Origin of the sequence: Blautia acetica (assembly GCF_038739805.1) — a bacterium.
Lineage (GTDB): Bacteria > Bacillota > Clostridia > Lachnospirales > Lachnospiraceae > Blautia.
In genome coordinates this window covers 67551-88170 of the sequence record NZ_JBBEWO010000010.1, presented here as the reverse complement: position 1 = coordinate 88170, position 20620 = coordinate 67551, and the positions used below count along the sequence as shown (strand labels likewise).

Annotated in this window: 21 protein-coding genes and 1 pseudogene; 16 read left to right on the top strand and 6 right to left on the bottom strand. The window is 43.3% G+C overall.

Translation table 11 applies throughout. The features are described from left to right. Nucleotides 1-5 precede the first annotated feature (5 nt). The 11 genes from WBS51_RS08580 to WBS51_RS08530 are packed head-to-tail and all read left to right on the top strand — an operon-like array spanning nucleotide 6 to nucleotide 10443. Nucleotides 6-1403: a cobyrinate a,c-diamide synthase gene (locus WBS51_RS08580; protein ID WP_291683230.1), complete on the top strand. Its 1398-nt coding sequence runs from the start codon at nucleotides 6-8 to the stop codon at nucleotides 1401-1403. Nucleotide 1404: 1 nt separating this feature from the next. Next, complete coding sequence (gene cobT, locus WBS51_RS08575; RefSeq protein ID WP_294461164.1) at nucleotides 1405-2454, top strand: nicotinate-nucleotide--dimethylbenzimidazole phosphoribosyltransferase; 1050 nt, start codon at nucleotides 1405-1407, stop codon at nucleotides 2452-2454. Between the two features lie 13 nt (nucleotides 2455-2467). Continuing rightward, entirely contained in the window at nucleotides 2468-3016 is a 549-nt protein-coding gene (locus WBS51_RS08570; RefSeq protein WP_291683232.1) for a bifunctional adenosylcobinamide kinase/adenosylcobinamide-phosphate guanylyltransferase, read from the top strand. Then, complete coding sequence (locus WBS51_RS08565; RefSeq protein ID WP_173749615.1) at nucleotides 3017-3790, top strand: adenosylcobinamide-GDP ribazoletransferase; 774 nt, start codon at nucleotides 3017-3019, stop codon at nucleotides 3788-3790. It abuts the gene before it with no gap. A 22-nt stretch (nucleotides 3791-3812) separates the two neighbouring features. Beyond that, on the top strand, nucleotides 3813-4199 hold the full coding sequence (locus WBS51_RS08560; protein ID WP_173749614.1) for a bifunctional adenosylcobinamide kinase/adenosylcobinamide-phosphate guanylyltransferase: 387 nt from the start codon (nucleotides 3813-3815) through the stop codon (nucleotides 4197-4199). Further along, the gene (locus tag WBS51_RS08555) at nucleotides 4192-4797 is read left to right on the top strand and encodes a histidine phosphatase family protein (RefSeq protein ID WP_294461159.1); all 606 of its coding nucleotides are present in this window, start codon (nucleotides 4192-4194) and stop codon (nucleotides 4795-4797) included. Before WBS51_RS08560 ends, WBS51_RS08555 begins: the two co-directional genes overlap by 8 nt. Then, nucleotides 4790-5770, top strand: a complete 981-nt coding sequence (cbiB, locus tag WBS51_RS08550; protein WP_173749612.1) for an adenosylcobinamide-phosphate synthase CbiB — start codon at nucleotides 4790-4792, stop codon at nucleotides 5768-5770. The genes WBS51_RS08555 and cbiB overlap by 8 nt, the downstream gene beginning before the upstream one ends. Before the next feature lie 11 nt (nucleotides 5771-5781). Further along, nucleotides 5782-6864 carry a pyridoxal phosphate-dependent aminotransferase gene (locus WBS51_RS08545; protein WP_294461156.1) on the top strand — a complete coding sequence of 361 codons (1083 nt, stop codon included), beginning with the start codon at nucleotides 5782-5784 and terminating at the stop codon, nucleotides 6862-6864. Continuing rightward, nucleotides 6846-8354 carry a cobyric acid synthase gene (locus WBS51_RS08540; RefSeq protein WP_173749610.1) on the top strand — a complete coding sequence of 503 codons (1509 nt, stop codon included), beginning with the start codon at nucleotides 6846-6848 and terminating at the stop codon, nucleotides 8352-8354. Before WBS51_RS08545 ends, WBS51_RS08540 begins: the two co-directional genes overlap by 19 nt. Nucleotides 8355-8367: 13 nt before the next feature. After that, nucleotides 8368-9018 carry a precorrin-8X methylmutase gene (locus tag WBS51_RS08535; protein ID WP_173749609.1) on the top strand — a complete coding sequence of 217 codons (651 nt, stop codon included), beginning with the start codon at nucleotides 8368-8370 and terminating at the stop codon, nucleotides 9016-9018. A gap of 21 nt (nucleotides 9019-9039) precedes the next feature. Beyond that, on the top strand, nucleotides 9040-10443 hold the full coding sequence (locus tag WBS51_RS08530; protein ID WP_291683234.1) for an NADase-type glycan-binding domain-containing protein: 1404 nt from the start codon (nucleotides 9040-9042) through the stop codon (nucleotides 10441-10443). 69 nt (nucleotides 10444-10512) lie between these two features. On the opposite strand, the gene WBS51_RS08525 is transcribed toward WBS51_RS08530, so the two are convergent. Further along, nucleotides 10513-11157 (bottom strand): GNAT family N-acetyltransferase, encoded by a 645-nt coding sequence (locus tag WBS51_RS08525; protein WP_173749607.1) that lies wholly within the window; start codon nucleotides 11155-11157, stop codon nucleotides 10513-10515. A gap of 89 nt (nucleotides 11158-11246) precedes the next feature. On the opposite strand from WBS51_RS08525, the gene WBS51_RS08520 reads away from it, so the two are divergent. From WBS51_RS08520 to WBS51_RS08505, 4 genes are all read left to right on the top strand, one after another. After that, a complete protein-coding gene (locus WBS51_RS08520; protein WP_291683235.1) occupies nucleotides 11247-12071 on the top strand; it encodes a MerR family transcriptional regulator in 825 nt (274 codons plus the stop codon). Between the two features lie 162 nt (nucleotides 12072-12233). Continuing rightward, complete coding sequence (locus tag WBS51_RS08515; RefSeq protein ID WP_294461151.1) at nucleotides 12234-14447, top strand: immunoglobulin-like domain-containing protein; 2214 nt, start codon at nucleotides 12234-12236, stop codon at nucleotides 14445-14447. 208 nt (nucleotides 14448-14655) lie between these two features. Then, complete coding sequence (locus tag WBS51_RS08510; RefSeq protein ID WP_173749604.1) at nucleotides 14656-15339, top strand: HAD family hydrolase; 684 nt, start codon at nucleotides 14656-14658, stop codon at nucleotides 15337-15339. A 71-nt stretch (nucleotides 15340-15410) separates the two neighbouring features. After that, a complete protein-coding gene (locus WBS51_RS08505) occupies nucleotides 15411-15812 on the top strand; it encodes a DUF3221 domain-containing protein (RefSeq protein ID WP_173749603.1) in 402 nt (133 codons plus the stop codon). 205 nt (nucleotides 15813-16017) lie between these two features. On the opposite strand, the gene WBS51_RS08500 is transcribed toward WBS51_RS08505, so the two are convergent. Then, the gene (locus tag WBS51_RS08500) at nucleotides 16018-16857 is read right to left on the bottom strand and encodes an aldo/keto reductase (RefSeq protein WP_294461143.1); all 840 of its coding nucleotides are present in this window, start codon (nucleotides 16855-16857) and stop codon (nucleotides 16018-16020) included. A gap of 147 nt (nucleotides 16858-17004) precedes the next feature. Here WBS51_RS08500 and WBS51_RS08495 point away from each other — a divergent pair, with 147 nt between their 5' ends. Continuing rightward, nucleotides 17005-17862: a LysR family transcriptional regulator gene (locus WBS51_RS08495; RefSeq protein WP_294461142.1), complete on the top strand. Its 858-nt coding sequence runs from the start codon at nucleotides 17005-17007 to the stop codon at nucleotides 17860-17862. Here WBS51_RS08495 and WBS51_RS08490 read toward each other — a convergent pair. The 4 genes and pseudogenes from WBS51_RS08490 to WBS51_RS08475 all read right to left on the bottom strand — a co-directional run bounded on the left by WBS51_RS08490 (nucleotide 17859) and on the right by WBS51_RS08475 (nucleotide 20620). Beyond that, nucleotides 17859-18647 (bottom strand): sirohydrochlorin cobaltochelatase, encoded by a 789-nt coding sequence (locus WBS51_RS08490; protein ID WP_294461181.1) that lies wholly within the window; start codon nucleotides 18645-18647, stop codon nucleotides 17859-17861. The two genes, WBS51_RS08495 and WBS51_RS08490, sit on opposite strands and share 4 nt — an antisense overlap. 270 nt (nucleotides 18648-18917) lie before the next feature. Then, nucleotides 18918-19508: pseudogene (locus WBS51_RS08485) on the bottom strand (energy-coupling factor ABC transporter ATP-binding protein); the annotation flags it as partial. Nucleotides 19509-19516: 8 nt separating this feature from the next. Further along, the gene (cbiQ, locus tag WBS51_RS08480; RefSeq protein ID WP_173749600.1) at nucleotides 19517-20293 is read right to left on the bottom strand and encodes a cobalt ECF transporter T component CbiQ; all 777 of its coding nucleotides are present in this window, start codon (nucleotides 20291-20293) and stop codon (nucleotides 19517-19519) included. A 24-nt stretch (nucleotides 20294-20317) separates the two neighbouring features. After that, nucleotides 20318-20620, bottom strand: a complete 303-nt coding sequence (locus WBS51_RS08475) for an energy-coupling factor ABC transporter substrate-binding protein (protein ID WP_173749599.1) — start codon at nucleotides 20618-20620, stop codon at nucleotides 20318-20320.

The following is a 20620-nucleotide window of genomic DNA, read 5'->3' as shown; positions in this document are numbered from 1 at the left end:
CGTTTATGAAGAACATACCTCGTTTTTTAATCACTGCAGGGGCCAGCGGCAGCGGAAAAACACTGGTAACCTGCGGAATTCTTCAGGCTTTTAAGAACAGAGGGCTTTCTGTGGCCTCTTTTAAGTGCGGCCCGGATTATATTGACCCCATGTTCCATGCCAAAGTGATAGGAACTGCCTCAGCGAATCTGGATACTTTTTTTACAGAGGAGGAAACCACCCGCTATCTGCTGGAGGAAAACAGCAGAGGATGTGAGATTTCTGTAATGGAAGGGGTCATGGGATATTATGATGGAGTGGGAGGCACAACCACAAAAGCCAGCGCTTATGATTTGGCAAAGGTGACAAAGACCCCTGTCGTATTACTGGTAAATTGCAAAGGCATGAGTGTTTCTATTCTGCCGTATATCGAAGGGTTTGTAAAATATCAGAAGGACAGTGGGATAGAAGGTGTTCTTTTAAATCAGATGTCCCCCATGCTGTATCCCAGAGTGAAAAAACTCATAGAAGACCAACTTTCTATTTCGGTGTACGGCTATATTCCCCCAGTGGAAGAATGTGATTTAAAGAGCCGTCATTTGGGATTGGTATTGCCGGATGAGATAGGGGAACTTCGGGAAAAACTGAACCGTCTTGCCGCTGTTCTGGAAGATACTGTAGAACTTGACGGGCTGCTTCGACTGGGGAAATCAGCCCCGGATTTGGAAGTGAGAACGCCGGATTTTTTAATAACATCCAATATGAAACAAGAGAAATCTCCGGTGTGTATCGGGGTTTCCAAAGATGAGGCGTTCTGCTTTTTATATGCCGACAATCTTCGGATTCTGGAAAAAATGGGAGCAAAAATCTGTTATTTTTCTCCTTTGCATGAGGAGCATCTTCCAAATGATTTGGACGGGCTGCTGCTCTGCGGCGGCTATCCGGAGCTTTTTGGAAAGAAACTGGAAGAAAACGAAACTTTACGGCTGGAAATCCGGAAAAAACTGCAGCAGGGACTGCCTCTTTTGGCAGAGTGCGGAGGCTTTATGTATCTACACGATACTTTTGAAGATATGGAAGGAAATTTCTGTAAGGGTATTGGGCACATAACCGGAAAGTCCTATCGCACCCCCCGGTTATCCCGTTTCGGATACATTCAGGTGAACAGCAAAAACGGGAAGCTGTTCGGAGCCGATACAGGCAGCTGCCCGGCCCATGAATTTCACTATTTTGATTCTACAAACTGCGGTACAGACTGTTATGCTGCAAAACCGGAGAGCAGCAGAGGCTGGGACTGCCTGCATGTTACAGATACTATGCTGGCAGGCTTTCCCCACTTTTATTATTACGGAAATCCCCGGCTTCCTATGGCTTTTACGGATTGCTGCAGAGCCTACAGAAAACATAAGAAAGAAGGTTTATAAAATGAATTTACAGGAGACTATCGAAAAAATTAAGCCGTTGAATCAAGAGGCTATAGCGTATACCCAAAAGCGTTGGGACAGCATTGCACATCCCCTTCACAGTCTTGGAAAGCTGGAAGATATGGTAGTACAGATTGCCGGTATTACAGGCAGCCCGGATGTGCAGAAACCCAGAAGAGTGCTGGTTCCCATGTGTGCAGATAACGGTGTGGTAGAGGAAGGTGTTACCCAGACCGGACAGGAGATTACAGCTCTGGTGGCAGAGAATTTTCTTCAGACAAAGGCGGCCTCCAGCATTATGTGTAAAAGTGTAGGCTGTGATATTTTTCCTGTAGATGTGGGAGTGGCTTCAGAGGTTAGTATCCTGAACCGCAAAATCGCATACGGCACAAAAAATATGGCAAAAGAGCCTGCTATGACCAGAGAACAGGCTGTCCAGGCTGTGGAAACAGGTATCGAAATTGCGGAAATGATGAAAGAAAAAGGTTATGATATCATTGCCACAGGAGAGATGGGAATTGGAAATACAACCACCAGCAGCGCTGTTGCGTCTGTGCTTTTGGACCTTCCGGTGGAAACTATGACCGGACGCGGCGCAGGACTTTCCACACAGGGATTTCATAAAAAAATCCAGGTTATCAAGGACGCCATTGCCCTGCATAAGCCGGATAAAGAGGATGCCTTAGATGTACTGTCAAAGGTAGGCGGCTTTGATATTGCGGCCATTGCAGGTCTGTTTTTAGGCGGTGCAGCCTTACAGATGCCGGTGATCATTGACGGTGTAATTTCAGCTACCGCAGCGTTGGCAGCGGCAGCAATCTGTCCTCTTGCAAAAGAATATATGCTGGCTTCCCATGTATCCAAAGAACCGGCAGGCTCCCTGCTTTTGGAAGCTCTTGGAAAGGAAGCACCTCTGCACTGCGATATGTGTCTGGGCGAAGGCACCGGAGCTTTGAATCTCTTCCCCCTTCTGGATACGGGACTGGCTGTGTACAATGGCATGAGTGATTTCAGCGGCTGGGGTATGGAGGCCTACAATCCTTTAGATTGATGGAGCACAGTATATGATTACAGTCATTACAGGAGGCAGCGGCAGCGGGAAATCTGCCTATGCCGAAAAAATAGTTACGGATTTTGGAGACCTGGAAAGGATTTACATTGCCACCATGTTTCCTTTTGATGAGGAAAGCCACCAGCGAATTGCCCGCCACCGCCAGATGCGGGCAGAAAAAAAGTTCTCTACCATAGAGTGCTATACCGGATTGAAAAATCTGAAAATTCCACCCAAAAGCTGCGTGCTTCTGGAATGTATGTCAAACCTGACGGCTAATGAAATGTTTCAAAAAGACGGGGCAGGAGAGCATACCGTGGAAGAAATTTTAGAGGGAGTACGCAGCCTGCAGACCCAGGCAAAACAGCTGGTAATTGTGACAAATGAGATATTTTCAGACGGCATTTCCTATGATACAGAAACACAGAGATACGAGAGCTATCTGGGGGAAATCAATCAAAAAATTGTCGGTATGGCGGACTGTGCCGTTGAGGTGGTTTATGGAATTCCTCTGTTTTTTAAGGGAAATGCAGAAAAATTTACAGAAAAGAAGGACAGATAAATGGGACGATTGTGGAACAGTTTTAAGATTGCGTTTTCGATGTATTCCAAAATACCCATGCCGAAAAGTGAATGGACAAAAGAAAATATGCGCTACATTATGTGCTTTTTTCCTCTGATTGGCGTGATTATCGGGGGACTTACCTGGCTGTGGGGGTACTTTGGGAAAGTTCTTGTCAGCAGCCATGTTTTTTATGCGGCTGTTCTGGTTCTGATACCGGTAGCGGTAAGTGGGGGAATCCATCTGGATGGGCTTTTGGATACCTCAGACGCTCTTCATTCTTATCAGCCCAGAGAACGAAAACTGGAAATTTTGAAGGACTCCCATGCAGGCGCATTTGCTATTATTACAGCAGTGGTGTATTTCCTTTTATACCTGGGTGTGTACAGTGAAATAACGCTGAAAAGTCTGCCGGTGGTCTGCATTGGCTTTGTACTTTCCAGAGCCTTGGGAGGCTTTTCCATAGCCGCATTTCCCATGGCAAAAAACACAGGGCTGGCAGCCGCTTTTTCCGATGGAGCACAGAAACAATGTGTGAAAATGGTATGTGCGATTTACGGAATTCTCTGCGTTGTCTCAATGCTGGCTTATGACCCTCTCATTGGAGGCTGCGCGGTTCTTGGAGCTGCTTTGGAATATCTGTATTACTACAAAATGTCTATGAAAGAGTTCGGCGGCATTACAGGAGATTTGGCGGGTTTTCATATGCAGATGAGTGAGCTGGTTATGGCATTCTTCTGCGTTGCGGGAGAAATTATCAGCAGATTTTTATAGAGAAAAAGGAAAGGATACGAGGATGAAATTAATCATAGGCGGTGCATTTCAGGGAAAAAAAGAATACGCAAAACAGCAGTTTTCTCTTCAGGAAGACCAGATGAGAGATGGAAAAGAAGCTGATTTTGAAGAACTTTTCCGTGTTCCCTGTCTTTACCATTTTCATGAATGGATTCAGAAAGGGCTGAAGCTGGGATGGGATTTTGACGGGATTACCGAAAGGCTTTTACAGGAAAATCCTGAACTGATTCTTATCTCCAATGAACTGGGATACGGGGTAGTTCCCATGGAGGCTTTTGACCGGACTTACAGAGAAACAACCGGGAGAATCTGTACAAAAATAGCTGCAGAAAGTCAGATGGTTATCCGGGTTGTCTGCGGTATGGGAATGGTGATAAAAAATGCTTAAAATCATACTGATACGTCATGGAAAAACTTATGGAAACACCAAAGGAAGATACATCGGGTCAAGGACAGATGAGCCTTTGTGCCGGGAAGGAAGAGAGTCTCTTCAAAAGAGGAAATATCCCAAAGCAGAGCTGGTGTATGTAAGTCCTATGAAACGCTGCATGGAGACTGCACAGTGCATTTATCCGGGAATTTCCATGGAAAGCAATGCCTTTTTAAAAGAATGTGACTTTGGATTATTTGAAAATAAATCCTACGAAGAACTGTCTGACTGTCCGGAGTATCAGGCCTGGATAGACAGTAACGGGACTCTGCCTTTTCCAAAAGGAGAGTCGCAGGAAAGCTTTAAAAAACGCTGCTCCAGAGGATTCGCCCGGTGTGTGGAGCAGGCCCTGCAAAGAGGGATTCAGCAGGCTGCCATGGTTGTGCATGGAGGAACCATCATGAGTATTCTCTGTGCTTTTGCTTCTCCAAAGGGAGCATATTTTCAGTGGCAGATTGGAAACGGCGAGTACTATGAATTGACGATTGAGGAAGAAGTATGGAAGAAAGAACAGGCAGTCAGCCTGGTGAAGAAAGGAACTTTTGGCAATGATTAAGTGGACTGCAGCGGCCCTGATTTTGGGCTTTTTAATAGATTTGCTGCTGGGAGACCCCAGGTGGCTTTACCATCCCGTGCGTATCATCGGAAACAGTATTTCTCTTCTGGAAAAATGGCTGCGGAAAGTATTTCCTGCCACAAAACAGGGGGAACAAAAAGCCGGGCTGGTACTGGTAATGCTGATTTGTGCGGGCAGTGGTCTGATACCGCTTTTGCTTTTATGTGCCGCATATAAAATCCATGTGGTTCTGGGCTTTTTGGCGGAAACTTTTTTCTGTTATCAGCTTCTTGCCACAAAGTCTTTGAGGGACGAGAGTATGCGGGTATACAGGGAACTGAAAAAGAAAGATTTACCGAAAGCCAGATACGCAGTTTCCATGATTGTAGGAAGAGATACGGCAGAACTTACGGAAGAGGGCGTGACAAAAGCCACTGTAGAAACCATTGCAGAAAATACCTCAGACGGCATTATTGCACCTCTGTTCTATATGGCAGTGGGAGGTCCGGCTCTGATGTTTCTGTACAAGGGAATTAATACCATGGATTCTATGGTGGGATACAAAAATGAAAAATATTTGTATTTTGGCAGATATGCGGCAAAGCTGGATGATATTGCTAATTATATTCCGGCCAGAATCTCAGCCTGGCTGATGATTGCAGGGGCTTATATTACAGGTATGGACGGGAAAAATGCAAAAAAAATTTTTCAGAGAGACCGTTATAACCATGCCAGTCCAAACTCTGCCCAGACGGAAGCTGTTATGGCAGGTGCACTGGATATTCAGCTTGCGGGAAACGCATACTATTTCGGAAAACTTTACGAAAAACCCACCATTGGAGACCCTCTGCGTGCCGTAGAATGTGAAGATATTCCGCGCGCCAACCGTCTGCTGTATGTAAGCGCCGGACTGGGAACCTTCGTGTTTGCTGCTTTGCGTTTGCTGGCAGTGGGAATTTGGGGACTGCTTTAAAGGAGAACATTATGGCAAATTTACATATTCACGGGGGAGATGTATACCGGTATCCCCATATGCTGGATTTTTCGGCAAACTGTAATCCGTATGGAATGCCGGAGGGCGTTAAAAAGGCGGCAAAAGAAGCCGTAGAAAAAGCAGATTGTTATCCGGATGTAGAGTGCACCGCGCTGCGAAAGGCTCTGTCTTTGGAAGAACAGGTACCTATGGAGCAGATTATCTGCGGCAACGGAGCTGCGGATTTGATTTTCGGACTGGTACTGGCATTAAAGCCGAAAAAGGCCCTTTTGCCAGCGCCTTCTTTCGCAGAATACGAGCAGGCGTTACAGGCGTCCGGGTGTGAAATTCGCCATTTCTTTCTGCGGGAAGAAGAAGAATTTGTACCGGGGCAGGACTTTATAGAAAAGATTACCGAAGACACAGATATGGTTTTCTTCTGCAATCCCAATAATCCTACAGGAGTTTTAAAGGATTTGGATTATATAAAAAAGATTGCAGAAAAGTGCAGGCAGTGCGGCACATTTCTGGTATTGGACGAGTGTTTTGTGGATTTCACAGAGCAACCGGAAAACTATACGATGAAGCCGTTTTTAGATGAATATTCCAACCTGTTTCTCGTGAAGGCCTTTACAAAAAAATATGCCATGGCTGGCCTCAGACTGGGATACGGATTTTGCAGTAACACAGAAGTCCTGGAACATATGCACCGCGTCATGCAGCCCTGGAATGTGTCTGTTGTGGCACAGGCAGCAGGCGAAGCAGCCTTAAAAGAAAAGGATTATGCAGAGGAAACACTAAAAAAAATTCAGATAGAAAAAGAGATTTTATTAAAAGGGTTAAAGGCCAGAGGACTTCGTATTTACGGTTCAAAGGCAAATTATATTTTCTTTCAGGGACCGGAAAACTTAAGAGAAGACGGCTTAAAACAGGGTATTTCTATTCGGGACTGCAGCAACTATGTGGGACTTGGGGAAGGATACTACCGGGTTGCAGTCCGGACAAAAGAAGAAAACAAAAAGCTGCTGGATGCGTTAGATGCAATACAGCGACAAAGTGGAAAGGAAGAGGGATTATGGCAAAAGCAATTATGATACAGGGCACAATGTCCAATGCGGGGAAGAGCCTGCTGGCTGCGGGACTCTGCAGAATTTTTAAACAGGACGGGTATAAAGTAGCACCTTTTAAATCCCAGAATATGGCACTTAATTCCTTCATTACAGAGGAGGGTTTAGAGATGGGAAGGGCGCAGGTTATGCAGGCAGAGGCTGCAAAAATCAAACCCTCTGTGCTCATGAATCCCATTCTTTTAAAGCCAACCAATGACATTGGAAGCCAGGTAATTGTCAATGGGGAAGTTCTGGGAACCATGAGCGCCAGAGACTATTTTGCTTACAAAAAACAGCTTCTGCCAAAGGTAATGGAGGCTTATCATAAGCTGGAAGAAGAGTATGATATTATTGTTATTGAAGGTGCGGGCAGTCCGGCAGAAATCAATTTAAAACAGGAAGATATTGTAAATATGGGAATGGCCAGACAGGCCAAAGCCCCGGTTCTTTTGGTAGGAGATATTGACAGAGGCGGTGTTTTTGCACAGCTTATGGGAACTATTTTTCTGCTGGAGGAAGACGAGCAGCAGATGGTCAAAGGCATGATTATTAACAAGTTCCGCGGGGATAAAACGATTTTAGACCCCGGTGTGGCAGCTCTGGAGGAGAAAACCGGAATTCCTGTGGTGGGCGTGGCTCCTTATATGGAACTGGAAGTGGAGGATGAAGACAGCCTGACAGAGCGTTTTGGAGGAAACCAGGAAGTGGACCTTATTGACATTGCAGTGATACGCGTGCCGAGAATCTCTAATTTTACGGATTTTAATGCCCTGGAGGTAATCCCCGGCGTCTCTGTGCGCTATATCAAACATGCAAAGGAACTGAAAAATCCAGACATGATTATTCTTCCCGGAACGAAAAATACCATGGAAGATTTACTCTGGATGCGTCAGAACGGACTGGAGGCAGCTGTACTGAAAAAAGCGGCGGAAGGCAAGGTGATTTTCGGTGTTTGCGGTGGATATCAGATGTTGGGAGAGTCTCTATCCGACCCCGACCATGTAGAAGCCGGAGGCGAAATCAAAGGTATGGGACTTCTGCCTATGCATACTATTTTCAGAGACTCCAAGACCAGAACCAGAGTGCAGGGCCGTTTCCCACAGGTAAAGGGAATTCTCCACACTCTGACGGGAACGGAACTGGAAGGATACGAAATTCATATGGGAGAAAGTATACTTTCAGAAGGAGCAGAACCTTTCACAGAAATCACAGATACTGTGAAAATGGAATCGAAAACAGACGGGGCGGCCTGCAGCAATGTGTACGGTTCTTATGTGCATGGAATTTTTGATAAGGAAGAAGTAGCGAAAAAAATTGTGGAAGCCTTAGGGGAGGCCAAGGGAATGGATGTTTCCCAGATGACCAGCGTGGACTTTGCACAGTTTAAGGAAACCCAGTATGATAAACTGGCAGACGGACTTCGGAAACATTTGGATATGAAGAAAATATATGAGATTCTGGAACAGGGAATTTGAAAGGCGGACAAGTATGAAAGTGCAACTGGAAAATGTAAAACCAAAAGAAATCGAAACCAGAAGTTTTGAAATTATTACAGAAGAACTGGGAGAGAAAAAGCTGACTCCCGAAACCGAATTGATTGTAAAAAGATGTATCCACACCAGTGCAGATTTTGATTATGCAGAGAACTTGTGCTTTTCTGAAAATGCGGTGGAAAAAGCCCTTGAGGCGATTAAAAACGGAGCATGTATTGTAACGGATACCCAGATGGCAAAAGCCGGTATCAATAAAAAAGCACTGGCAAAATATGGCGGAGAAGTATATTGTTTTATGTCGGATGAAGATGTGGCAAAACAGGCAAAAGAACAGGGAAGCACCAGAGCCACTGCCAGTATGGATAAAGCAGCTTCTATGGGAAAACCGTTGATTTTCGCCATTGGAAACGCACCTACAGCATTGGTTCGGCTATATGAACTGATAGAAGAGAAAAAAATTTCTCCATATTTGATTATAGGGGTTCCTGTAGGCTTCGTAAATGTGGTACAATCAAAAGAAATGATTATGGATACAGAGGTTCCTTATATTGTGGCCAGAGGCAGAAAGGGAGGCAGCAACATTGCGGCATGTATCTGTAATGCATTACTGTACATGATTGACAATGAAAGAGATTACTGGAAATAAGGTTTCCGGGAAAGGACCATTATGAAGTGTGAAAGATGCGGGAAAGAACTTTCAGATGCGGATTTATACTGTGACCGGTGCGGACAGGCCGTATTTCCGGAATATATGGATGAGGCGGATGTCTGGGCCTATTATAAATCGGACGAGGAACTGGAACAGATTCTGAAAGGGGAAAAAGAAGGAAAATCTCAGGAGCAAAAAAAGCAGCCGGAGCAAGCCTTAAAAAAAGAGGAAACATCTGCGGAAAACTCGGATGAAGCAGCAGAAAAGCCGGAGAGCGGCAAAAAGGGGTTCTGGGGCAGACGCAAAGAAAAAAAAGAAACAGAGGCGGCAGCTCCTGAAGAAAAAACGGAAGATGGGGCTGTGGAAACAGACAGCAATGAGAGCTCCGAAAAGTTTATAGAGCCGGTAACCGAGACAGAAAACGAGGCGCCGGAAAATACGGAGGATATGGCTGAACCGGAAGAACCCACAGTGCATACAGAAGTTATGACAGAAACGCCGGAAGTCCTGGAGGCGGAAACCGTGGAAACGCTGCCGGAAAAGGCACTTCTGGAGGAGAGCCAGGCTCACAGTGAACTGGAATCTGTTGCTGAAACCGTCAGCAATGAAGAAGAGGAAGAAAACTTTTTTGCAGAAGAGGACGATGAAGAAGAGGATGAAGAGGACGAAAAGGAAAAGCGAAATCTGACGCCGGAGGGCAAGAAAGCCAGAAGACGCAGGATTCTTTTGGCGGTTCTGTTTTTGCTTTTGTGTCTGACAGCGGGCATTTTCCTTAGTCTGCGTAAAATGAAAGAAATGGAGCAGCAGGAAAAAGAATATTATCAGCAGTTGGATTCTGCGGCAAATACAGAAAATACAAAGCAGAAAGAAGCATCAGAAGAAAACACTCAAAAAGCATCAGAAGAACCTGCAGCAGCTGAGGATAAGAAAGAGACGAAAAAAGAAGAGTATTTCAAGTTGGTTTCTGCAGAAGATGTGGATTTTTCCAAGTATAAGAAAATTCAGCCCACATCCACAGAAGAAAATTCCGTAAAACAGTCGGATTCTTACGATTACAGTGCTAAAAGCGCCATTGATGGAGACACAGCCTCTTCCTGGCAGGAAAATGAAGACGGTTCAGGCGAGGGAAAGGGAATCAAACTGACGTTGGATGGAAACCACAAAATACGGTATATAGTTTTGTATCTGGGAAACTGGCGGAGTGATGAACTCTGGGATTATAATTCCAGACCGAAAGAATTGACGATACAGGTGGGAGAAACACAGAAGAAAGATGTGAAGTTTTCCGACGAAAAGAAAAAATTCTGCCTTTCTTTTGATGAACCTGTAGACGCATCCTTTGTTTCTCTGTATATTAAATCCGTGTATGAGGGCTCCAGATGGCAGGATACCTGTATTTCAGAAATTGAATTATATGAATAAATAATAGAAAGAAACAAACGTGATTATAAGGGGCGACAACACTTGAGGCTGTCGCTCCTTGATTGCTACTTACTGGACTTTCTTTTCTCCTATCTGATAATCATAAATAAAGAACGTCATATCCCCTTTTTCGCCTTTTATGTCTATGATTTGCTTTTTCTCACACCGTCTTGTCAATCCCATGTGTTCATAAAATGGATAATTGCAACTGGTATCTGTGAACAGGTAAAAGTTGGAAATATCTTGCGACTTCATGTAGTCAACAACAGTTTGAAATAATTTTTTTCCCAATCCTTTGCCACGACATTTTTCACTGATTGCAAAGAACGCCAGCTCACCTTTGTACTTCTCTTTACAGGCAGAAAGCAATGCTTTATCGATTCCTTGCACAGCCGCAAATATTTTTGAGATTTCTCGTCCCTCTTTGGATATGTAAAGCGAAACGATAGATTTTAGCCATTTCATACGCAAAGAAAGCCGGCATTTATGGTTTTCAATATCTTTCCCCATGATAATACCAACTGGCTCACCGTTTATTTCTGCAACTTTTGTAAAGGTCTGATTGGTGAGACAACTGCTCAAATAAACTTTTGCCATTTTTGCCGCTGTCTTAGGAGAACAAAAGCGGTCATACTTCCATGCTTCCCGCACTATATTTTCCAGCGCCTGATGGTCTGTTTTCTGATACTCTCTTAGGATAATCTGTTCATTCATTTTTGCTTGTTTCCTCCATTTCTTGCTTTGCTACTTCTCATGGCATATAATAAACCGTACAGTAACAGTACAGTCAAGGGGGATTTTCTATGTTTTTTGATACAAATAAATTATTTACAATCGGACAATTTGCAAAACTGCACGAAATCAACAAAAAAACGCTCATGTGGTATGATAAAGTCGGCATATTAAAACCTGCTGTGATAAAACCGAATGGCTATCGGTATTATACATATCAGCAGAGTTCCCTACTGGAAACCATTCTTATGCTGCGGGAATTAAATGTGTCAATCTCAGAAATACAACACTTTTTGAATAACCGGTGTGCGTTTTCTTTAGAAAGTCTGTTGACTGATAAAATAACAGAGCTGGACAACACCATATCTCATCTTAAAGCTATCCGAGCCGTTATGAATGAGAAAAAGCAAAATATGACGCATATCCGCACGTTAGATATGTCCGGCTTCGAAATTGTTGAAAAGACAAAAGCACATTATTTCGTAACTGTCCCTACCACAACGGTTACATCATTTGAAAAGGAAATAGAAATGGTCGTAGATGAAACGAAAAAGTATCAATTACATCGTTTACATGACGCTTCCTATGGAGCTATGTTATCCGTCAAAAATCTATACAATGGCAATCTCAATGACTATTCCTTTTTGTATATTGAATTACCAGAACCAACGCATAAACAGGGACTTCACATACAGCCCAAGGGGAAATATCTAAGGGCTTTTTGTAAAGGAGATTGGAGTAAAATTCCAACCCGATATGAAGAAATTCTTTCCTATGCAGAGCAGCATTATTTACAATTTTCCGGCTTTGCTTATGAAAAAGGCCTCAATGAGCTTGTCATTGACACTTTTGATGATTATATTACGCAGATTGAAATACCAGTTCAAACGGAATAGTGTACTGTGGTCTTTCATATTTTGTGAATTACTTTACCGCATATATGGTTAAATTGCCGGATATCAACCATAAAATAGCGATTTATCCGACATTTTGCTTTCTTATTTAGGGATATGGTGTTATAATCTTTCTATAAAAATTAGAAAAAGGAGAAGGTGCCTATGAATTTTAAGAAAGCAGCAGCAACGAGTTCTGCAATTGTAATTGGGGCAACAACAATTTTGACAGGAATTCCGACTTCTGTATCTGCCGCACAGGTTCATACGGAAGTGGTACAGCAAGAACTTTCTACAAAAGAAACACAGGCAGAAACAAAAGTTGGGGAAGACACAAAAAAAGAAGTAAAAACGGAAACTGAGACGCAAAAACAGGATACGCAAAAACAAGAAACATCAAGTGAGGAAGGGCAGAATCTGGAATCCCCAAAAACGGAAGAGACTGCTCCAAGTCCTGCACCGGAAAAATCGGAAACTGAGACAGAAACCACTCCGAAACAGGAAAAGGTAAAAGAAGAATCAGAAGCGCAGCAGCCTGAGAACTCAAAAGAAGAAACTCCAACAGAGGAAAAAACAGAGGAAACTCAGCCAGTAGGAATTAAAATTGATGAAACGAATTTTCCGGATGCAGTTTTTCGGGCAGAACTGGAGAAAAAATCTTATGGTGAGGACGGTGTCTTAACTCCAGAGGAAATAAGTAAAATAGATCGGCTTAGTATTAATAATCCGAAAATAACTTCATTGCAGGGAATTCAGTATTTTACCGAACTGACAAGTATATATATTGCGAACACCAAGATAACCAATTTAGATTTAATCGGTTTGAATAAAATGGATACGATACACATGGCTTATAATTCCCAGTTATCGTCATTGAAAATTTCTTTACCGGCGCTTAAAAACCTGAGTTGTACCAACAATGGGCTGACGACTTTGAGTATTGACGCCCCGGCCTTGGAGCTCTTGAAGTGCCAGGGGAATAAACTGACTTCTCTGAGTGTGGATGGTTCAAAGGTGAGAAGTATAGAGTGCTATAATAATGAACTGCAAACTCTTTCCTTGAATACGCCGGCTTTAGAGGTTTTGAGTTGTTCCGACAATCAATTGACTTCCCTGGATGTGTCTGATATTAAAACTTTGACATCCGTGACTTACGACAATAATCCTCCATTAAAAACTCTGGATTTCAGAGGATGTGACAATCTGGAAAGAGGATATCATTCACAGAATCAGGAAACCGTTTATATATCTGCTGGCATGACGAAGTATATTGGTTGTCATGTAGTGCCTGAACATACAGGAAACCTGATTATTGATTTGAATGGTTATTTCATAGTAAATTCGGATGGAAGCAAATCGGTAGATTTGAATCAGGTCATTTCGCCTGCTTTTATTAAAGTTCTGGAGAAAGAAGGACATGCCTGCTTTGATTCAGAGACACATATTTTAACGATCCCGGCACAAGATAAAGCCACGGTATTAGAGGCAGGATTTGACGGTCAGATAAATTCAACAAAATGGACCTTTTATACAGATATCACGGCCGTGGATGACTGTGTTGTGAAATTTGACAGCATGGGCGGTACTTTGGTGGACGACCAGATGCTCAGCAATGGAGAGAAGGCTGCGGAACCAACGGTTCCTGTGAAAGAAGGTTATATTTTTACTGGTTGGTACACGGATAAAGAATGTACCACTTTATATGACTTCTCTGCGCCGGTGACAGCAGATATTACACTTTATGCAGGCTGGTCCACTCAAGCCGTGAATACACCACCAGTGATTACAGCCGGAGATATTACGCTGATGGTTGGAGATACCTTTGACCCATTGACCAATGTGACAGCTACAGATAAGGAAGATGGAAACCTCATTCTGACAAAAGATAACATTGCGGCAAATGATGTAGATACCAAAAAGGCGGGAACCTATCACGTTACTTATAAAGTAACAGATAAAAATGGAGCTTCTACAGAAAAGACCATTACAGTAACAGTAAAAGAAAATACCCCGCCTACCATTACAGCCAAAGATATAACGCTGAAGGTAGGGGACAGCTATAATCCTCTGTCCGGTGTTACAGCAGAAGACAAAGAGGACGGAAAAATCACCTTGACAAAAGACAACATTATAGCAAATGATGTGAACACGTCAAAAGCGGGAACCTATCATGTTACTTATAAAGTAACAGATAAAAATGGAGCTTCCACAGAAAAGACCATTACCGTGACTGTGAAAAAAATTACAAAAACAAGTACAACTACGGAAAAGTCACCGAAAACAGGTGATATGGCAAACCTGGGTCTGCTGACTTCCATGTTAGCCGGTTCTTCCGGACTGATTGCCGTTTTAAAAGGAAAGGGCAGAAGGAAAAAATAAATGAATTTTAAATACTTTACAAAAAGAGGCCGCCTTTGGGCAGCCTCTTTTTGTTGCTGAAAAGTATCGCATCTCTCACCGCTTTAAAAGCAGAAAAGAAATGACAATATTGAAGTATCATGCTATTATTTATGAATGATACAAATCTATGATATAGGAATTTAAAAATACTCAGTTGCAAAGAATTTCAGACAGGAGGAACAACCGCATGAATTGGAATATACCACCGCTTTTTCCGGTAAAAGGCGTTATCTTTGATATGGATGGCCTGATGCTGGATACGGAACGAATGATTCAATATAGTTGGGAAGTCACAGGAGGAGAACTGGGATACTCCAATTTTGGCAGCAATATTTTGCACACTCTGGGCATGAGCCGGGCCCAGAGAAATCAATATTTTCTGGAAAAATACGGGGAGGATTTTCCGCTGCAGCAGTTTACAGACCGTTATCATGAGGTTTATCATACCTATGAACGGGAACATGGGATTCCGCAAAAGAAAGGACTGAAAGAGCTTCTGGAACTTTTAAAGCAGCGGCAGATTCCCATGGCTGTGGCGACTTCTACCCATGGAGAGCACACGATACCGGAATTGAAACGACAGGGGATTTTCTCTTACTTTCAGGAAATTGTTACAGGAGACATGGTAAAAGAGGGGAAACCTAATCCCCGTATATACCAGCTTACCTGCGAGAAGCTGCAGCTATGGCCGGAGGAAGTACTGGCCTTGGAGGATTCTTATAATGGAATCCGTTCTGCCAGCCAAGCAGGCACGAAAGTCATTATGATTCCGGATATTCTCACGGATGATACCCCGGTAAGTTCCTATCTGTACGGGAAAATGGAATCACTGACCCAGGTGGCCCAGTGGATTTCCGGCCAGGAAAAATAGAAAATATTTTATTTATACCAAGGTAAAATATACAAAAATGAAATCCAGATATGAAAAGGAGGATTGGCTTTATGAAACGGAAAAGGAAACTTTTATTCGTTGTTGTTTTCGTTTTATATACAGTGATACTTGCTGGTATTTCTTTTTTCATTGGAAATCAAAGCGCAAGAAAACAGATAGAAAATTTAGCAGATGGGGGTACGGCAGAAACGTTCTATGCTGAGATTTCGGACAGAAAAAATAATTTTCTGCGAGTAACAGGGCTGGAAATAAATGATATAAATTTTCGTGGAGATTTTGTCTTTTCCATTGATGAGGAGACAAAAATGACGTGGAGATATACAGAAATCTCTGTGGAAGATTTGGACATAGGTGATACTGTTTCCATCACTTTTACCGGAGAAATTCAGGAAACAGCACCTGCAAAAATTACTCATGTGACGCAAATACAATTGCTGGAGGATGAGAAATAAAACCAGAACAGGCGTTATGGATGAGGATAAAAAGAATCAAGTGCGCTTATGAAATCCTTAAGTACGGAGGCTTTGCAGTCTTAGCTAAGGCTGTTTTAAAACAATAGACTTTTTTTCAGGAACTGCCGTTTGCACAATTCAAAATCATGCGCGGCAGTTCCTTTTTTATGCCCCGGTCAGAGATTCAGATACGGATGCGAAAATGTTATAAGATAGACATAAACCACTCCACAGTCTTGGGATTGTAGTGAGAGAAGAAGAGGCTTTCGCCTTTATCCAGGGTTTCAATGGCTGCCATATCTTCGCTGCTCAGTGTAAAGTCGAACACGTTAAAGTTCTGTTCCATTCTGTCTTTATGAACAGACTTAGGAATCACAACCACATCACTCTGCAGGAGAAAACGGAGAGCCGTCTGGGCAGCCGTCTTGTTATATTTCTTTCCGATTTCGGTCAGAATGGGATTGGTGAACATATCGTTTCTGCCTTCTGCAAACGGTCCCCATGATTCAATCTGGCAGCCAAGTTTCTGCATGTATTCTCTGGCAGTTTTCTGCTGTTGAAAAACATGAGTTTCGATTTGGTTTACAGCCGGTTTAATCTCAGAGAAATGTTCCAGGTCAAGATACCGGTCCGGACCAAAGTTGGATACACCTATGGCACGTATTTTTCCGGCTTTATAAAATTCTTCCATTGCGCGATAAGTTCCATAATAGTCTCCAAACGGCTGATGAATCAGAAGCAAATCCAGGTAGTCTGTGCGAAGCTTTTTCAGAGAGGCTTCAATAGAAGCTTTTGCTTTTTCATAACCTGCATTTGTAATCCATACTTTTGTTGTGAGGAAAAATTCTTCACGGGTTAAGCCACATTCGGCCAAAGCGTCCCCAACCCCCTCTTCATTCCCATAGGCCTGGGCTGTGTCAATACTTCTGTATCCCACTGCAATTGCGTCCAGGACACATTTTTTTGTATCATCAGGAGGTGTCTGATAGACTCCATATCCTAATTTCGGCATTTTAATTCCATTATTTAAAGTAACATATTCCATAGATAGTACCTCCTTTTATGAAAAGTAATTTTTATTTACAAGTTATACTTTACTTGATAATACAGAAAATGTACAATATTTATATGGAAAACTGCTTTGCAGAAAATGAAAAGTAAATAGAGAGAGGGAAGAAAGGAAGGAAACAGGATGTTGGATTTGAATGAACTGGAACAACTGATTGCTTTTGCAGATACAGGCACTTTGTCAAAGGTAGCAGAGGATTTCCATATTTCTACGCCGTCCGTTACCCGTTCTATGAAGAATGTGGAAGAGGCCTTTGGTGTTCCACTGTTTCACCGGACAAAGAATCGAATTGAACTAAATGAGACAGGAAGTATGGCTGTGGAATATGCCAGAAAGGTTTTGGATGAAGCGGAACATGCAGTTCGGAGAGTGAGAGAGTATAACGCCAGAAGAAAGACCATTACTGTAAAATCCTGTGCCCCGGCGCCATTATGGAAACTGCTCATGCAGTTAAATGGCCGGTATCCGGAAATGACGATTTCTTCTGGGATAGGACAGAATGAAGAAGTTTTAGAAGCCTTAAAGCGCCAGGAATGTGATTTTGCAATCTTGCCTTTTATGATTCAGGATGAGCATTTTGTCATAAAAGAATATATGAAAGAAAAACTCTTTGTCTGCGTACCAAAAAATCATGAACTTGCCAGATATAAAGAGCTGTCATTTCAGATTATCAATGGATTCAACTTTCTTTTGCGCTCAGAGCTGGGCTTTTGGGATACTATCTGCCGGAAAAAAATGCCTGCCTCTAGATTTTTGGTACAGACGGATGAATTTACAATGAACGAACTGATAAAATCATCATCGCTGCCATGTTTTGTAACGGACGCAGTGATGTCACAAGGGGCTATAGATACAGAGAAGAGAGTTGCGATTCCTATGACCGATTCTGAGGTAAATGTCACTTTTTATCTTGCGGTTAGGAAGAAAAAAGCCTGTGCATCCGTCTGCCACAAAGAATACACAAGCTTTTTTGACTGTTAGGCTTCTAAGACCTGTAAGTGTTCTACCAGAAGTTTCCGGATTCCTGGATATTCCCCCAGTCCTTTGACTACCGGCTCTACTTCGTATCCGGCAGCTTTAAACTGACTGTACCAGGATTCCGGGTCATCCCCTGCCATATCGTTTTTCGCATGGTCGCCTGCCACAATCATAAAGGGGGCCAGAACCACTTTAGAAGGCTCATATGCCTTTACCATACGCAGAAGACTTTCCATAGTAGGATAGGCCTCCACTGTTCCCAGGAAAATGTTTTCATATCCCTTATCTTTAAAGGTATAGTCCAAAGCCGCATAGATGGAGTTGGCATAATGGGTTGTGCCGTGTCCCATAAGCACCAGAACTTCTTCTTTCTTCAGGTGGGAAAATTCTTCAGCCACAGCCTGGATGACACTCAGATTGTCCTGCTCGCTGGTAAGAAGGGGATCCCCGAAGGAAATAGAATGAAAATATTCCTGATAAGACAAAGCGTCTTCTTTCATCAAATCATTTTCAATTCCATTGATAACATGGGTGGGCTGCACCAGCACGTCGGTGATACCGTCTGCCCGCATTTGTTCCATGGCTTCTTTTACCGTGTTGATATGAATATTATCGCGCTTGTTTACTTTTTTGATAATCATCTTGCTGGTCCAGGCCCGATACAGAGGGTAATGGGGGAAGGCCTGCTGCATATCCCGTTCAATAGCGTCGATGGTGACTTCCCTGGTATCGTTATGGCTGGTGCCGAAGCTTACTGCCAGAATGGCCTTTCTGGTTTCGTTTGACATGATTTTCTTACCTCCGTAGTGTGGATTCAAATTTACTTCTGCAATATATTGTTCCAGTGCCTTCAGATTTTTCGGCAGCGGAAGAGAGGATTTCAAAATCCCTTTTTTGCACAGGCTTTCGAAAAGCTCCAGAACCGCCGGGGGCTTCAGATTGGTCTGCCTTAAAGCTGCCCGGTTTCCGAAAACTTCGGCGGGGCTGCCGTGCATCAGCACCCTGCCTTCGTGAAAGAGCATGACTTCGTCCGCCCATTCATAGGCATAATTGACGTCATGAGTGGCCATGAGTACCGTAATGCCGTTTTCTGTCATGCGGTCTACAATGTGGTTGACCATAGTGGTGTGTTTGGGGTCTAAAGCTGCCGCAGGTTCGTCTAAAATAATAATGTCCGGGTGCATAACCAGAATGTCGGCAATGGAAACCTGCTTTTTCTGTCCTCCGCTTAAAGCATGGGTGGGTTTGTGGCGAAAAGGAGTGATTTCCAGATAATCAATGACTTCCTCCACTTCTTTTTTTGCCTGGTCTTCGGAAATCCCCAGGTTTAAAATTCCAAAAGAAATTTCCTGGTACACGCTGGCAGAGAAAAGCTGGTTGTCCGGGTCCTGAAACACAATGCCCACTTTGCTGCGCAGATGTAATAGTCCCTTTTTGTTATAGTTCACTTCTTCTCCGTTAAAATACAGTTTTCCCGACTGGGGTTTATGGATTCCCGTGCAGCAGAGGAAAAACGTAGACTTTCCGCTGCCATTGGCTCCCATAAAGGCCACTTTCTGTCCCCTTCGGATTTCCAGGGAAAGTCCGTTTAAAGAGTGGGAGTTGTCATCATCATAGGAAAAATGCAGATTATCGGCTTTTAATATCATATCTGAATTCATGAAAAAAATCTCCTCCATACAGCAAAAATAAATAAGGCGGTATCGAATGCCACAATGGCAGCAATGATTCGTTTCCTGGGAGGCCGGTTTTCCGACAGAACCCGTATGGTGCCGTCATAGCAGCGGGCTTCCATAGCGTCGTAGAGCCGGTTGGAACGTTGTACCGCCCGTATCATCAGCACAGATCCCAGCATACCGAAGGATTTCAGAGACGTCCGGTAATCCTTATTTCCCAGTCTGCAGTTTTGGGAAGTGGAAATGGCAGAAGCCACATCCAGCAGTACGAAGATAAACCGATAAATCAGCAGCATCAGTTCAATCAGCAGACGGGGACAGTGCAGTTTCCGCAAAACCTCCAGAATATCGGGCATTGGGGTGGTAAAGGACAAAAAGTACAGGCAGGAAACCGCGGAAAGAGCGGTGAGAATCAGCTGTACCGCATAAAAAAAGGAATGGTAGCTTGCCGTCAGATACCAGTTTCCAAGGGGAATGGCAAAGAAATCCATGGGGACCTGTTTTAAATTGAACATAATGGCTATGGTACTTAAAAACAAAAATGCCAGAGGTACGGTGAGAAACTTAAGATAACGCAAAACAGGGACTCCCCCTTTCCAAACGGTAAGAATCCCTGTCACAGCTAATACGATACCTGCCACCGCAGTCGAACGACTCATTACACAGATACACAGTGTAATCACTGCAAAGGCAAATTTCTCACTGGCATTTTCATATCTAAGCCGGGAATTGTAACACAGCTTATCAATGACTATCATAGAAACTCCTTTCGCCAGAGAACTTTAGTTTTCATCTTTCATCCATTTTTTACGCTCTACAAAACGTCCCATAAAAAAGGCAATGACGCCTACGCCAATACCGGTCTGGAGACAGAAGAGCAGGCTTTCCACTTCGCCGGGAAGTTCTCCGCCAATGAGCTTTTCAAAAATGGGGGTTGCCCAGGGTTCATAGGAGGAATCCACTTCCTCTACCACGGTGCTTCCGGCATCGTCGGAACCGCCGAATTCCGCGTCTTTTAAGACAAACAGCGGAACAAATGCAATTAAGAAAATAACCAGAATGGCCAGAATGACTTTTTTCTTCAT

Excerpts from the sequence above, each read along its gene's own strand:
- WBS51_RS08580 (WP_291683230.1), top strand. The coding sequence starts at position 6 with ATGAAGAACATACCTCGTTTTTTAATCACTGCAGGGGCCAGCGGCAGC.
- cobT (WP_294461164.1), top strand. The coding sequence starts at position 1,405 with ATGAATTTACAGGAGACTATCGAAAAAATTAAGCCGTTGAATCAAGAG.
- WBS51_RS08570 (WP_291683232.1), top strand. The coding sequence starts at position 2,468 with ATGATTACAGTCATTACAGGAGGCAGCGGCAGCGGGAAATCTGCCTAT.
- WBS51_RS08565 (WP_173749615.1), top strand. The coding sequence starts at position 3,017 with ATGGGACGATTGTGGAACAGTTTTAAGATTGCGTTTTCGATGTATTCC.
- WBS51_RS08560 (WP_173749614.1), top strand. The coding sequence starts at position 3,813 with ATGAAATTAATCATAGGCGGTGCATTTCAGGGAAAAAAAGAATACGCA.
- WBS51_RS08555 (WP_294461159.1), top strand. The coding sequence starts at position 4,192 with ATGCTTAAAATCATACTGATACGTCATGGAAAAACTTATGGAAACACC.
- cbiB (WP_173749612.1), top strand. The coding sequence starts at position 4,790 with ATGATTAAGTGGACTGCAGCGGCCCTGATTTTGGGCTTTTTAATAGAT.
- WBS51_RS08545 (WP_294461156.1), top strand. The coding sequence starts at position 5,782 with ATGGCAAATTTACATATTCACGGGGGAGATGTATACCGGTATCCCCAT.
- WBS51_RS08540 (WP_173749610.1), top strand. The coding sequence starts at position 6,846 with ATGGCAAAAGCAATTATGATACAGGGCACAATGTCCAATGCGGGGAAG.
- WBS51_RS08535 (WP_173749609.1), top strand. The coding sequence starts at position 8,368 with ATGAAAGTGCAACTGGAAAATGTAAAACCAAAAGAAATCGAAACCAGA.
- WBS51_RS08530 (WP_291683234.1), top strand. The coding sequence starts at position 9,040 with ATGAAGTGTGAAAGATGCGGGAAAGAACTTTCAGATGCGGATTTATAC.
- WBS51_RS08525 (WP_173749607.1), bottom strand. The coding sequence starts at position 11,157 with ATGAATGAACAGATTATCCTAAGAGAGTATCAGAAAACAGACCATCAG.
- WBS51_RS08520 (WP_291683235.1), top strand. The coding sequence starts at position 11,247 with ATGTTTTTTGATACAAATAAATTATTTACAATCGGACAATTTGCAAAA.
- WBS51_RS08515 (WP_294461151.1), top strand. The coding sequence starts at position 12,234 with ATGAATTTTAAGAAAGCAGCAGCAACGAGTTCTGCAATTGTAATTGGG.
- WBS51_RS08510 (WP_173749604.1), top strand. The coding sequence starts at position 14,656 with ATGAATTGGAATATACCACCGCTTTTTCCGGTAAAAGGCGTTATCTTT.
- WBS51_RS08505 (WP_173749603.1), top strand. The coding sequence starts at position 15,411 with ATGAAACGGAAAAGGAAACTTTTATTCGTTGTTGTTTTCGTTTTATAT.
- WBS51_RS08500 (WP_294461143.1), bottom strand. The coding sequence starts at position 16,857 with ATGGAATATGTTACTTTAAATAATGGAATTAAAATGCCGAAATTAGGA.
- WBS51_RS08495 (WP_294461142.1), top strand. The coding sequence starts at position 17,005 with ATGTTGGATTTGAATGAACTGGAACAACTGATTGCTTTTGCAGATACA.
- WBS51_RS08490 (WP_294461181.1), bottom strand. The coding sequence starts at position 18,647 with ATGTCAAACGAAACCAGAAAGGCCATTCTGGCAGTAAGCTTCGGCACC.
- cbiQ (WP_173749600.1), bottom strand. The coding sequence starts at position 20,293 with ATGATAGTCATTGATAAGCTGTGTTACAATTCCCGGCTTAGATATGAA.
- WBS51_RS08475 (WP_173749599.1), bottom strand. The coding sequence starts at position 20,620 with ATGAAGAAAAAAGTCATTCTGGCCATTCTGGTTATTTTCTTAATTGCA.